The organism is Shewanella sp. BJSY2023SW001, assembly GCF_047314685.1.
Lineage (GTDB): Bacteria > Pseudomonadota > Gammaproteobacteria > Enterobacterales > Shewanellaceae > Shewanella > Shewanella indica.
The window spans coordinates 1-12,029 of the sequence record NZ_JBKORF010000008.1 but is presented as its reverse complement, the minus strand read 5'-3'; the positions used below and the strand labels follow the sequence as shown (position 1 = coordinate 12,029).

Below are 12,029 nucleotides of genomic sequence, written 5' to 3'. Positions count from 1 at the left end.
CAAAAACATCAAATACAATCACCACAAAAGAACCCAAAACATAATACTTTTGTAGCATTTTGTAACTTGGTTAAATTTTTACAGACTTTTAACAATTGTTTATTTAGATTCAATGAAAGTTAGCAGGAAGTAGAAGTAAGCTATGAAGCTTTGGTGGTACGCGATATTGATGCTTGGCCTTCAGTTGCCCCTGACTGCAGCAGCTGAAGAAAATGCGACGGAAACTGTCCCTGTGGATGAGTTCAGACTCGCCCTCGCCCTGGGATATGGTCGGCTGGACAATCCCAGAGTGCATGCCAAGCCGATAGAAACCTTCCTGCTGCCATCCTGGAGCTACTACTCAAAACGCTTCTATCTGGAAAACTTCACACTGGGCTACAGCCTTCATGAGTCGGACAACTTGCTATTCGACCTGCAAACCAAGCTCAATGAAGATGGATTCTTTTTCGAGTTTGATGGGCTTAACAAGTTGTTTTTAAGCGACATCATAGGCTTCTCTCCCCACAAGGGACAGGTCGTACGCCCCAACAGTAACAGCGAACCTACCCTTAACGAAATCAAGCGCCACATCTCCTACCTGGGTGGAGTTTCCGTCACTTGGATCACCCCCTACACAGATATCAATCTGGGCTTGTTTCAGGACATTTCCGGGGTACATGACGGCAATGAGCTGCAATTCAGATTGAAAAAGAGCCTGCTCTATTCCTGGGGAGCTTTAGGATTTGAGCTAGGCGCGATTCGCAAGAGTGAATCCCTGGTGCGTTACTACTATCAGCTTACGCCGGAAGAAAGCGGCCCGCTGAGACTGAGTTACACTCCCTCGGTCAGTATCAATTATCACGCCCGTCTGCTGGTTAATCTGCCACTATGGCAGGATATCAACCTGGTGGCGATAACCGAATACACCTGGCTTGACTCGGGGATCACCAACAGTCCCATGATAGACAAGGATGGCTATCTCTCAGGTTTCATCGGTTTGAGTTATCGGTTTTGAGGCTTCTATGAGTCGATGGCTACTGTGGTTACTCATGTTGACAAGCCCCTGGGCAAGCGCCTTGGGAGAAGAGCTTTGGCTGGCACCGGATACCTGCGCCATGACCAATCAGGAATCGGAATGCAGGCTGCAACTGCAACTCGAATTTCACAGCCAACAGCCTCGCTCTCTGTGCCTTTGGCTGGCCCACAGCACGGCACCTTTGACCTGTTTTCATCAACGCCGAGACTTCAGTTACAAGCTGCAATTGAGCCTGGTCAGGGATACGCTTATCGAGCTCAGGGATCAGCAAAACCGCACAGTTGCCAGCCGCTTGCTCAGAGTGGCTATCTATGAGCCCGTCAGCCGCAGACGGCGGGGCCTGAGTTGGGATCTGCTATGAAAGAAAAAATACTCCTGATCGAGGATGATCTGCCACTGGCTGAGCTTATTTGCACCTATCTGGCCAACGAAGGTTTCGAGCTGGTTCATCTGGACAATGCCGAAGCCGCACTCGCCCGTCAGGACAGTGACAGTTTCAGCCTGATCCTTTGCGATGTAATGCTGCCCGGTGAAGATGGCTTTTGTATCTACCCTCGTTTGGCGGCCTGTTATCTCTGCCCGCTGATATTCCTCACCGCCCGCGATAGTGAAGGCGATCAGATCCTGGGGTTGGAGCTCGGCGCCTGTGACTACCTACTCAAGCCTGTGGTGCCTCCCTTGCTGCTGGCACGAATACGTACTCAACTTCGTAACCGGCAACAGCTACCCGGACGTAAAGCTTTGTGTCTGCATGATCTACAGCTTGACCCTAACCAGCAGCAGGTGTTTATGGCAGGCTCGGCGCTGAGCTTTACCACCAAGGAGTTTGAACTTCTGTGGGTGTTTGTTATCAATGCCGGACGAATATTGTCACGGGAGTACCTGTTTGAGCAGTTTATTGGCCGTACCTATGATGGCCTGGACAGGGCCATAGATTTGAAGGTAAGCAGGCTGCGTAAACGCCTGGATGAACTACAGATAAGCGGTCTGCAGATCACCACAGTGCATGGCAAGGGCTACCTGTTCAACTACCAGCCCAATCAAGCCATGACCAGGGCTCGGGCATGAAATTTCAGTTCTATCGACTGTTCGGATTTCTGCTGCTGTCCTGCTCTCTGCTGCTGTGGAGTTTTGGCCAGTTAACAGAACAATACCGCAGCGAAGAAGCCAGTTATTTGATCTCGGTGGACGACTTATTGCAGACCCGGGGTCAGGGCGCGCATCTGTCGACTCTTGCCGCCGGCAGTCTGGCACTGCCCACTAGCCTGAGACAGCTACTCAACGAGGGGCAGACCTTAGCGCTGCGTCACTCCAGCGGCGAGCTCTACTACTACAAGCAAGGCTCAGGCACTGAGCTGCTCAGGTTTGGCCCGGTAACAGAGAAGCAAGATAAAGAGGACATCACCAGTTTGATCTTGCTCGGTTTCTACTCCAGTCTGACCCTGGTTGCCATCTTGCTTATCTGGCCTGTGTTTCGCGATCTCCATACCCTGCAGCAAAGCGCCATTCGCTTTGGCCGTCAACCTTCGCTACAACCGCTGACCATACGTAAAAGTTCGGCTATCTTTCCGTTGGCTCAGGCGCTTTATAGCATGAGCCACCAGATAGTGAGTTTTGTCCAGATGCATAAAGAGTTATCCCATACCATCTCCCATGAAGTACGCACTCCGCTCGCGCGGATGCGCTTTGCCCTTGAGCTGAGCAAGCAACAGATGGAGCCTCAATACGCAGCGCGCCTGGCCCAGGACATAGATGAGATAGAACAGCTGGCGGCCAACTACCTCTCTTTTGCCCGCCTGGAGCATAAACAGGGAGAGCTATGTCATGCATCACAATCCATCGCTGACTTTATTCAGGCGCTTGAGCAGAAATACAGCCTCTATAGCCGTGACTTCCAGATAGGATTTCACTCTGTGCCGGGCCAGGCACAATTCGATAAGACGGCAATGAATGTGGCCTGCCAAAACCTGATCCAGAACGCCATGCGTTTCGCCGAAAAAGAGATACAGGTGAGTTTCGAGCAAAGCCAAAGCCATAACTGCCTCAGAGTCGAGGATGATGGCCCTGGCTTTGAAGATAAGGGGAAAAAACTACTGGCGGCCTTTGCCAGAGATGCCAAACAAAGTGATGGCAGCGGCTTTGGCCTGGGGCTTTATATAGTGCGCAAGATTGCCATCTGGCACGGCGGCAGGCTGGAGCTGAGCCGTTCGCAATCCCTGGGCGGCGCCGCCATCAGCCTGTGTTGGCCAAGAGAATAAGCGCCACTGTCTTAGCCTCGACTCAGCAGCACCAGCACCTCATAGTGATCCGTGTGCGGGAACATATCGAACAGCTGCACCTTGCGCACACGATAGCCGCTGATAGCCGCCAGATCTTTGGCCAAAGATTCAGGGTTACAGCTGGAATAGAGCAGATGCGGCGGCGCAAAGGTCGAAATAGCCTGGCAAAGCTCTGCCCCTATACCGCGTCTCGGCGGATTGACTATCATAAGATCCGGTACTTCTCCTGCCGACTGCGCCGCAGCAAAACTGCCCGAATCCAGCGCTTTGAAGTCCACCCGCTCAAGTCCCAGCTTTTCGGCGGATAACTTGGCGCAGGCGATAGCTTCAGCCTCGATTTCAATCCCCGTAAGCTCTGTGTCTTTGCTGGCGCAGTGCAGCCCAAAACCGCCGACACCACAGAAGAGATCCCAAATAGACTCAGGCTTCAGCTCACTGACCCAGTCTTTGGCGCTCTGATAAAGGGCCGCCGCTACTTGTGGGTTGGTTTGAAAGAAACTCTTGGGGCGGATATAAAGAAGCACGCCATTGAAGGACTCCTCCAGACGCTGCGCCTCGGTAAGAAAAATCTCTTGCTCACCTTCGAGCCGGGCCATATGAACCGGCTGCAGATTCACAGATACCAGCTTGATGGCAGGAAACTCTGCCAGTAGCTTTGGCAGCTCACGTTCAATCCTCTCGATGGATTGCCTGGAGCGCAACACAAACCTGAGCATAAAGTCGCCGCTGATTTCGGCGCGGGTCAACAACACAAACTTGAGTTCGCCCTTGGCCTTATCTACCCGATAGGGTGGGATCCCGGCCTGACGCACAAACAGCTCAAGCCGATGCAGCAAGGCCTGCATATCGGCAGGATAGAGAGGACAATCGCATAGGCTCACGGCCTCACCACTCGGGGAGACTATCCCCAGAATGGGTTGATGGGCGGCGCCGAGTGCCACCATCTTGGCCTTGTTACGAAAACCCAGGGACGGCCCGCTGACAGGAGCCAAGAGTTCAAAGGGCGTGAAGGGGCTGAGCAGCTGCGCCAACTGCTCGCTCTTGGCGGCCAGTTGTTGCGCCATTGGCGTTTCTATGTGAGTACAGGAGCGGCACTTGCCCTGCGCAAAAAAATCACATTTCACTCTGATATATCCCAAGTTTCCAATTTTGCCCGGCGGCAAAAGCGGCACACTTTAGCCTGTTTCCCCCTAAAAATCATCCCAGCATCAGCTTGTCGACATCCGCTTTGGGGCTGCGTTTGCCAAGTACCTTGCTTATCTCTGCCGTCACCGCCTTGGCAGTGGCACGAAAGGTGGTTAACTTACCGCCGTATAGTGTCAGCAACCTGGGATGAGAATAACGCTGGTACAATTGTACCTCCCGCGGCCGCCCAAAGGCATCGCCATCGCCCTTGGGCAGCACCCGCATGCCACTGAAATGCGCCAATACCTTGGCTTCAAGCGCCTCTGTAGTGACAGAACCCATAAAACTGCCAGAATTTCCAAAATAGTGCCGATAGATCCCCAGCAGATAAGCTATCTCCTCTCGGGTGATCTGCGGAACCGGTCCCTGGCAGAGGGTTTCCGTGGTGCCTATCAGCGTCTTGCCGTACCAAGGCATCACGAATACCACCCGTTCATCGAAACAAGACTCCAGATAGAGCACCCCGGGCGGCGCAGGAATATCCAGAAGCAAATGACTCCCCTGCACCCAGTCTATTGCCGTCTGGGCTATGGGCGGTGTCACCCGCGCCAGCAGTTCGTTGACAAAGGCGCCGGCGGCGTTGACCAGAAAGCGGCAGTGCAGCATTTTGTCGCCATCCGCATCCCGATAACTCAGCTTACATCCCTGAGGCTCATGCTCTATCGTCAAACACTCGGCGCCCTCACGGATATCGGCACCGAGCAGCCTGGCGCTGTCGGCCACCGCCTTGGTCAGCAAGGCATCATCCGTCTGGGCATCCCAGTATTGGAACATATGGGTCATTCCTGCCAGCTTGAGTCCGGGAAAGCTCCCCCAGGCCCTGGCCGGCAGACTACGAAAACGGCCCAAGCGGTCAAACTCGCTCAGCAAGCCGTAGAGGCTGAGACCAGCCCTGAGGGTCAAGGCGCCGCGGCGACTGTCGCGATAAACCGGGATAAAGAAAGGAACAGCCTTGACCAGTGTCGGCGCCAGACGTAATAACTCGCGCCGGGCCCGCAGCGATTCACGCACCAGATCCAGTTGCCCGGACTCAAGGTAACGTAAGCCGCCATGGATCAGTTTGCTGGACTGGGAGGAGGTTCCCGCCGCCAGAGTGGACTTTTCCAATAGCACCACGGAATAACCGGCTGCCGCGGCGCACTGCGCCACCGCCACGCCGGAGATGCCGCCACCTATAATTGCCAGATCAACCTGTTCCATCAGCCTCTTTCCGTTAACGTTCCAATTGCTGCCATAGGGTGTCACACAAGCTTTTCAGTTGCTGCAACTCCTCCCGCGGCATGGCGCTGCGACACAGCATCTGCTCGGGCACATCGACGGCGCGCGCTTGCAAAGCCAGTCCGGCATCGGTGAGCGTCAATACCCGCACCCGCTCGTCCTGTTCACTGCGGCCTCTTAACAGCAAGCCTTTTGTTTCCAGGCGTTTGAGCAAGGGCGTCAAGGTGCCTGAGTCCAGATGCAAACGCTCACCCAGCGCCTTGACACTGATGCCCTTGTGTTGCCAAAGCACCAGCATGGCCAGATATTGCGGGTAGGTAAGATCCAGGGCATCCAGCACAGGCCGGTAGGCCCGCACCATAGCATTGGCGGCACTGTATAGCGAAAAGCAAACCTGGTTTTCCAGGCACAGGGGCTCGTTTGACATATGCAAACCCTAAACACAATTTAATTGTGCACAATATACTTGCTTCAAAAACAAATATCGACATATCATTGCCAGCAACTATATTGCGCACAACTTAAATTAAGGAAACTATTATGCTCTATCACACTCAAGCCACAGCCAAAGCCGGCCGCAACGGCGAAGTAGCCACCCATGACGGTGCCCTGTCCTTGACCTTAAGCTATCCCAAGGAGATGGGCGGGACAGGAGCCGGGGCCAATCCGGAACAGCTGTTTGCCGCCGGTTACGCCGCCTGTTTCTCCAACGCTATTTTACATGTGGCACGCCTGGGCAAAATCAAGCTTACCAGCGCTCCTGTCATGGCCGATGTCGGCCTGGTCAGTCAAGATGGCGGGTTTGGGCTAAAGGTATCTCTGACTGTCACTCTGCCGCTTGCACAAGCCGAGGCCGAAGCCTTGGTGCTCGAGGCCCACAGTGTTTGCCCCTACTCCAATGCCACCCGCAACAACCTTGATGTGGGGCTCACAGTGAATGATATTAAGATCAACTGAAGCTCTGATATTATTCAGTCAATTTCTTGGCAAGATATAAATAAATGTCGCAGCAATTGAAATTATATTTATTGCGACATTTTTCCGTCATTCGTTCTGTATTATGACGCTGTCATTCAGCAAAGGTTGATATTCATATAAAATTGATTTCCCCTGAACAATCGATTAAATTTGCGCCTCAAAAGTGGACAAGAACAATAATAAAGTCATAGTCAAAGGAGAATGATATGCGCGCCCTGATTCTGGGATTACTGCTGTTTACCGGCGCGACCCAAGCCACCTGTGAGAAAAGCGTTCTGCTTGGCAATGTTGATTATGCCAAGAACAGCTCTTATTTCAGTAGCCGGGATTCTTTGCAACTGGATAAAATTGTTGCCGATAATAGTGATAATTCAAGCGGCTATCTGTTATTGGAATTCAATATGGATAATTCTATCGGTGATGAAGAATTACAAAAATATAATATGTGGCTTGCCAATAGACGAATTGAACGGGTTAAAGAGTATTTAACCGCAGCACACTTCTCTCACCCCATAGTCACCCGTATTCGCACGGCAACCCATAAAGACAATCGCGAAGTGAGTCTGCATTGGTGTAATAACCAACAAATGATGGCGACCATAGAAAAACCGCGCAGCGCCGAGTAACGCCGTTTTTTCTGGTGATATTGATAAGCGGCGACGAGCTTACCGGCCCTATAGTCCCAACCGTTCCCCTTACTATCAGCGCTTATCCGCCATCACTCTCGGTTATGAATAACCCAGAGTGATGGCAGCCAGTGACTGCCACTAAAGTTTAAAACGCCCCACTTCACGGCGCAGCGAGTCTGACAACTCCGCCAACTCTTGCGCTTTGACAGTGGCACTGTTGGCCTCCTGTGACAAGGTATGAGAAACCTCACGAATCGACTCGGTATTACGGTTGATTTCGCTGGTAACAGAGGTCTGCTCTTCGGCCGCTGTAGCTATCTGGCTGGCCATATCGGATATCTGGGTAATCGCTTGGCTTATCTGCGCCAAACTGGCACTGGCCGATTCGGCATCCATCACACTGGTTTCAGCCATCTGATGACTTTGAGCCATGGAGTTCACTGCCTTGGCAGCGGTTTTTTGCAAGGTCTCAATCATGGTCTGGATCTCTTGTGTCGACGCGTGAGTACGCTGCGACAACACCCTGACTTCATCGGCCACCACGGCAAAGCCACGCCCCTGCTCACCGGCTCTGGCGGCTTCGATAGCGGCGTTCAAAGCCAATAGATTAGTCTGCTCGGCTATACCGCTGATGGTCAGCAAAATGCTGTTGATCTTCTGTGAGTGCTCATTGAGCTCGGCGATGATCTGACTGGCGGTATCCACTTCCTGCGCCAAACCGCGAATCGACTCCTGGCTCTGCAGCACCTGCTGTTGCCCACTGCCTGCAAGGCCGACCGCCGACTGCGCCGTCTGTGCCGTCAGTTCGGCATTGCTGGCGATCTCCTCGGTAGCACTGGCCATTTCGGTCACAGCAGTTGCCACCATAGTGACTTCGTCCTGCTGTACTTCGATACTCTGGCTATTACTCTCGGCTGAATAGCGGGTCTCCTGTGCCTGGCCAGCCAACTGCTGGGCTATATCACTCATACGAGAAATCATGCCGTGCAGGCGTTCAACAAAACGATTAAAACCGGCGGCGAGCATGCCTATCTCATCGTGCTGATTACGGGTCTCGATGCGGACCGAGAGGTCCCCTTCCCCTTCAGCAATATCGTTGAGCGCCTTGGCCAGACGTTCCAGATCGCGGAACTGGCTCTTGAACACCAATACCAGCAACAGACCAAAGCCCACCAAAAACAACACGCCCACCGCCGACATCCACCATGCCAGCTCGGTGGCCTCGGCCATGATGCTGGCCTTATCCATCACAAACATCAGTGCCCAATCTGTGTGAGGCACAGCCGCCAGGTAAAACAGCTTGCTGCTGCCGTCGAATGCCATCTCATCCAGGGTATTGGCGCTGATCCTGGCGCTGAGCCACTGCGGATTGAAGGCACTGCCAAGGCGGCTGAACTGCTGGCCGTTCAGCTCCTTGTCCGGATGGCTGATAATCAAGCCTGAGCGCTCAAGCATCACGGCATAGCCGTCACCCGGCACCTTGAGGGTTCGCACCGCATCTGTCAGTTGATCTATGGTGAGGTTAGCCGCTGCCACGCCCTGCAGGCGACCGCTGTTCATTACCGGCTCGGCTATGGTGACCACCAGTTTTTGCAATGTGGCACTGACATAAGGCGCCGTCATTATCATGGCTCCTTCCCGCTTGGCATCCTGATACCAAGGGCGAACCCGGGGATCATAACCGGCCGTATTCAGGCTGGGATCCTGACGGTACATGTTGCCCTGCTCATCGCCGTAGTAGGTCAGCGCAAAACCGCTGGCCTCATGGGCCTGCATCAGAAAAGGGGTGATATTGACCTCAGAGTTCCGCTGTAGCGTGCCCTTGAGACTGCTGACCGCCTGTTGTCTGTCATACATCCACTGCCCTATGCCGCCGGCAAAAGTGGTCGCCAATTGATCGACCTCGCGCTGGGTTCGCTGCATGGCATTATCACGAATGGAAGAGGAGGAAAGGCTAACCAGGGCGGCAACCGTAAGCAAAACGGCGCCCAAACTGACCAGCAGTAAGCGGGTTTTAAGCGTGAATTGCATAAGAGGTCCTATAAATTTTTAGGGTGAAGTAAAAGTTTAGCGGCAAAAAAGTAAATTACTGAAGTCGCTTACCACAATGGCACTATTCGAATGCGGTTTTATTACTCAATGCTTAACAAATGTCCATGTGTCTCACTTTAGGGACTTTTTCGAGTCTGCTAACAGTTTTGATGCTGCTTTATCATGAATACCAAGGCCTTGGAGTAAAGTATTCGTAGGGCACTTGTAGCCTGAACCGGGCTATGGGTCATTCAGATACAATTTAATCCCTCTTACACAGGTAAGCTTATGTTAAGAACCTTCTTTCTCTGCCTGTTACTGAGTTTCAGCGCAGGCCTTGCCGCAACCGAAAATTCGGCATCGCAGATCCAGTGGCAACAGGTGGATCAGCAAGGGCAGATCAAAATTCCTTTATATTTTGTCTGGTCCAAGACCTGCCCCCACTGCGCCGAAGCGCATCCATTCATCGACTCTCTACCGAAGCGCTATCCCTGGATAGAGCTGCACTCTGTGATGGTGGGCGCCGAAGGCACTCAGGAGCTGTGGCAACAGTTGGCCACAGAGACAGGAACAGAAGCCCGCTCAGTGCCCTATATGGCTACCTGTGGCAAGGCGATAGTTGGTTATTCCAGTGAAGAGGTGACGGGCCAGTTCCTACTCAACCGCCTCAAAAACTGCTATCTGCAGGCGGGCGGCCAGTTGAGCCCGGAAGATATGCCGGGGCAAACAAGCACTCAGGCAAGCACAGGTTCACCCCAGGCGCCGCTATTCGGCACCTGCGCCAATGACGGTGGCGACGGCACCTGTGATGCCACGGCTCTGGCGGCAGAGCCCGAAGTTCAGCCGGTAGAGTTGCCTCTGGTTGGGGTGGTGACACCTGAAACCATGTCGCTGCCAATCCTGACGCTGGTTCTGGCCGGTGTTGATGCCTTTAACCCCTGCGCCTTCTTTGTGCTCTTATTCCTGCTGTCCATCATGGTCAATGCCAAGAGCCGCGGCCGTATGCTGCTGGTTGGTGGCATCTTCGTGTTCTTCTCGGGCTTTATTTACTTCCTGTTTATGACCGCCTGGCTCAACATCTTCCAGCTATTGGGCGCCGGCAGTGATGGCGGGATGATTATTCTGGCGGCGGGGATCCTGGCACTGATAGCAGGCACTATCAACATCAAAGACTACTTCTTTACCAAGGGGGAAGTGACCCTCTCCATGTCGGCGGAAAACCGCAGCGGGCTTATCAAGCGCATGGGTAAGCTATCCAGCGCCTCCAGTTTAGCGACCATGATAGCCGGCACCACAGTACTGGCGATTCTGGCCAACGCCTATGAACTCTTGTGTACTGCGGGCTTCCCTATGATCTACACCAGTGTGCTCTCCATGCATAATCTGCCAAGCTTTGAGCGCTATATGTACCTGGTGCTGTACAACATCGTCTACGTTATCCCACTGGCCATCATAGTGATCGCCTTCAGCATGACTCTCGGCAAGCGCAAGCTGACCGAGAAAGAAGGCCAGACCCTGAAGCTGATGTCCGGCATCATGATGTTGGGATTAGGCGGCACCCTGGCGGTCAACCCGGCGGCGCTGCAGAGCGTCAGCCTGGCATTGGGGCTGATTATCGGTGCCATAGTCGTCACCATACTGATTGTCAGCATTAGAAAACTGTTGGAGCGCCGCCGTAAGGCCGCTTGATAGGTCACTCCTTGAGGTATAGACCCGCAGCACAAAGCCGAGTCGCCCATTGGTGGCTTGGCTTTTGCCGGACAAGCGGGAATTAGACTAAAGTTAAGGCTATTGACGCCGATAACAGTATCATGCCCGAGTCCCAACGTGACTCATTAACCCAGAGGAAAGCCATGACAGTTTCTCTCAACTCCCAGCCACTGCCGGTCAATATGGATACCGGCGCTGTCGGTGTTAAAGTCGCGCAACTGGCCAAACAGCAACAGGAAGCCGAAGGCGAAATCGCGCTGCAACTTATTCAGGCCGCCACACCGGCACAGGAACCAGCCGCTCCGGTTGGTAACATAGGCCACAACATCAATACCACAGCCTGATATTCCCAAGGTTCTGGCGATAAAAGTAAAGAATCCACCTTCTGAAGAAGGTGGCTTTGTATATGCCCCCTCAAAGGGGGCGTTGTTTACTCCAGCGTTAACTGAGTTTGCTCCTGCTTTTCTTCTTTCTCTTGATGCCGGACATAACGCCTTATTATCTCTTCATTTATTCCAACCGTATCGACAAAGTATCCTCGCTGCCAAAAATGGTTACCCCACATTTTGTTCTTCCTCAAGTATGGATATTTACTAAATAGTTTTAGTGCTATTTTGCCTTTGAGCGCTCCCATCAGTCTTGATATCGATAACTTTGGCGGAACTTTTATAACTAAATGAACATGGTCTACCTGAACATTTAACTCTACTACTTTGCACCCAAGTTACTCACTGTAAACGTGAATACAGCGGTAAACCTCCTTACCTACTTTGTTTTTGAGAATCCTAAAACGGTACTTTGGAGTCCAAACTATATGATATTGACATCGCCAATACACATGCGATGCTTGCTCGTATCTACTCATGCTTTTTGTCCTTTGACTTCGCTAAAAATCAAAAGAGCAATTAGCATGGGTAGCCTTTACAGGCCAAGCCTAAATTGATGATAACCACCTACTGAAGTAGGTGGTTTAGGGGCTGAAAA

Annotated in this window: 12 protein-coding genes and 1 pseudogene; 8 read left to right on the top strand and 5 right to left on the bottom strand. The window is 52.7% G+C overall.

Annotated features, from left to right (window positions below; all coding sequences use genetic code 11):
- Positions 1–142 precede the first annotated feature (142 nt).
- Genes ACMHXH_RS01145 through ACMHXH_RS01130 form a run of 4 tightly spaced genes read left to right on the top strand, consistent with a single transcriptional unit; the run spans position 143 to position 3,273 of the window.
- Positions 143–994: a MipA/OmpV family protein gene (locus ACMHXH_RS01145; RefSeq protein WP_071476546.1), complete on the top strand. Its 852-nt coding sequence runs from the start codon at positions 143–145 to the stop codon at positions 992–994.
- 7 nt (positions 995–1,001) lie between these two features.
- On the top strand, positions 1,002–1,376 hold the full coding sequence (locus tag ACMHXH_RS01140; RefSeq protein WP_082014322.1) for a DUF3019 domain-containing protein: 375 nt from the start codon (positions 1,002–1,004) through the stop codon (positions 1,374–1,376).
- A complete protein-coding gene (locus ACMHXH_RS01135) occupies positions 1,373–2,083 on the top strand; it encodes a response regulator transcription factor (protein WP_039035037.1) in 711 nt (236 codons plus the stop codon). Before ACMHXH_RS01140 ends, ACMHXH_RS01135 begins: the two co-directional genes overlap by 4 nt.
- Positions 2,080–3,273, top strand: coding sequence for an ATP-binding protein (locus ACMHXH_RS01130; protein WP_335912343.1), 1,194 nt, complete (start codon positions 2,080–2,082; stop codon positions 3,271–3,273). The genes ACMHXH_RS01135 and ACMHXH_RS01130 overlap by 4 nt, the downstream gene beginning before the upstream one ends.
- 11 nt (positions 3,274–3,284) lie before the next feature.
- Here ACMHXH_RS01130 and rlmC read toward each other — a convergent pair whose 3' ends face one another.
- From rlmC to ACMHXH_RS01115, 3 genes are all read right to left on the bottom strand, one after another.
- Complete coding sequence (rlmC, locus tag ACMHXH_RS01125) at positions 3,285–4,418, bottom strand: 23S rRNA (uracil(747)-C(5))-methyltransferase RlmC (RefSeq protein WP_335912345.1); 1,134 nt, start codon at positions 4,416–4,418, stop codon at positions 3,285–3,287.
- 73 nt (positions 4,419–4,491) lie between these two features.
- On the bottom strand, positions 4,492–5,679 hold the full coding sequence (locus ACMHXH_RS01120) for an FAD-dependent oxidoreductase (protein ID WP_039035039.1): 1,188 nt from the start codon (positions 5,677–5,679) through the stop codon (positions 4,492–4,494).
- Between the two features lie 13 nt (positions 5,680–5,692).
- Positions 5,693–6,124 carry a MarR family winged helix-turn-helix transcriptional regulator gene (locus ACMHXH_RS01115; protein ID WP_039035040.1) on the bottom strand — a complete coding sequence of 144 codons (432 nt, stop codon included), beginning with the start codon at positions 6,122–6,124 and terminating at the stop codon, positions 5,693–5,695.
- A gap of 113 nt (positions 6,125–6,237) precedes the next feature.
- On the opposite strand from ACMHXH_RS01115, the gene ACMHXH_RS01110 reads away from it, so the two are divergent.
- Both ACMHXH_RS01110 and ACMHXH_RS01105 read left to right on the top strand, forming a co-directional pair.
- Positions 6,238–6,654, top strand: coding sequence for an organic hydroperoxide resistance protein (locus ACMHXH_RS01110; RefSeq protein WP_162206732.1), 417 nt, complete (start codon positions 6,238–6,240; stop codon positions 6,652–6,654).
- 227 nt (positions 6,655–6,881) lie between these two features.
- On the top strand, positions 6,882–7,301 hold the full coding sequence (locus ACMHXH_RS01105) for a hypothetical protein (protein WP_039035042.1): 420 nt from the start codon (positions 6,882–6,884) through the stop codon (positions 7,299–7,301).
- Between the two features lie 141 nt (positions 7,302–7,442).
- Here the strand turns inward: ACMHXH_RS01105 and ACMHXH_RS01100 are convergent, their stop codons facing one another.
- Positions 7,443–9,335, bottom strand: a complete 1,893-nt coding sequence (locus ACMHXH_RS01100; RefSeq protein ID WP_233962638.1) for a methyl-accepting chemotaxis protein — start codon at positions 9,333–9,335, stop codon at positions 7,443–7,445.
- A gap of 288 nt (positions 9,336–9,623) precedes the next feature.
- On the opposite strand from ACMHXH_RS01100, the gene ACMHXH_RS01095 reads away from it, so the two are divergent.
- Together ACMHXH_RS01095 and ACMHXH_RS01090 are read left to right on the top strand one after the other, a co-directional pair.
- Complete coding sequence (locus ACMHXH_RS01095) at positions 9,624–11,024, top strand: hypothetical protein (RefSeq protein WP_039035044.1); 1,401 nt, start codon at positions 9,624–9,626, stop codon at positions 11,022–11,024.
- A 164-nt stretch (positions 11,025–11,188) separates the two neighbouring features.
- Positions 11,189–11,389: a hypothetical protein gene (locus ACMHXH_RS01090; RefSeq protein WP_039035045.1), complete on the top strand. Its 201-nt coding sequence runs from the start codon at positions 11,189–11,191 to the stop codon at positions 11,387–11,389.
- An 86-nt stretch (positions 11,390–11,475) separates the two neighbouring features.
- On the opposite strand, the pseudogene tnpA reads toward ACMHXH_RS01090, so the two are convergent.
- Positions 11,476–11,910, bottom strand: a pseudogene (tnpA, locus tag ACMHXH_RS01085) (IS200/IS605 family transposase).
- Positions 11,911–12,029 lie beyond the last annotated feature (119 nt).

Bases quoted from the DNA above. Each gene is read 5' to 3' on its own strand.
- ACMHXH_RS01145 (WP_071476546.1), top strand. From the start codon at position 143: ATGAAGCTTTGGTGGTACGCGATATTGATGCTTGGCCTTCAGTTGCCC.
- ACMHXH_RS01140 (WP_082014322.1), top strand. From the start codon at position 1,002: ATGAGTCGATGGCTACTGTGGTTACTCATGTTGACAAGCCCCTGGGCA.
- ACMHXH_RS01135 (WP_039035037.1), top strand. From the start codon at position 1,373: ATGAAAGAAAAAATACTCCTGATCGAGGATGATCTGCCACTGGCTGAG.
- ACMHXH_RS01130 (WP_335912343.1), top strand. From the start codon at position 2,080: ATGAAATTTCAGTTCTATCGACTGTTCGGATTTCTGCTGCTGTCCTGC.
- ACMHXH_RS01120 (WP_039035039.1), bottom strand. From the start codon at position 5,679: ATGGAACAGGTTGATCTGGCAATTATAGGTGGCGGCATCTCCGGCGTG.
- ACMHXH_RS01115 (WP_039035040.1), bottom strand. From the start codon at position 6,124: ATGTCAAACGAGCCCCTGTGCCTGGAAAACCAGGTTTGCTTTTCGCTA.
- ACMHXH_RS01110 (WP_162206732.1), top strand. From the start codon at position 6,238: ATGCTCTATCACACTCAAGCCACAGCCAAAGCCGGCCGCAACGGCGAA.
- ACMHXH_RS01105 (WP_039035042.1), top strand. From the start codon at position 6,882: ATGCGCGCCCTGATTCTGGGATTACTGCTGTTTACCGGCGCGACCCAA.
- ACMHXH_RS01100 (WP_233962638.1), bottom strand. From the start codon at position 9,335: ATGCAATTCACGCTTAAAACCCGCTTACTGCTGGTCAGTTTGGGCGCC.
- ACMHXH_RS01095 (WP_039035044.1), top strand. From the start codon at position 9,624: ATGTTAAGAACCTTCTTTCTCTGCCTGTTACTGAGTTTCAGCGCAGGC.
- ACMHXH_RS01090 (WP_039035045.1), top strand. From the start codon at position 11,189: ATGACAGTTTCTCTCAACTCCCAGCCACTGCCGGTCAATATGGATACC.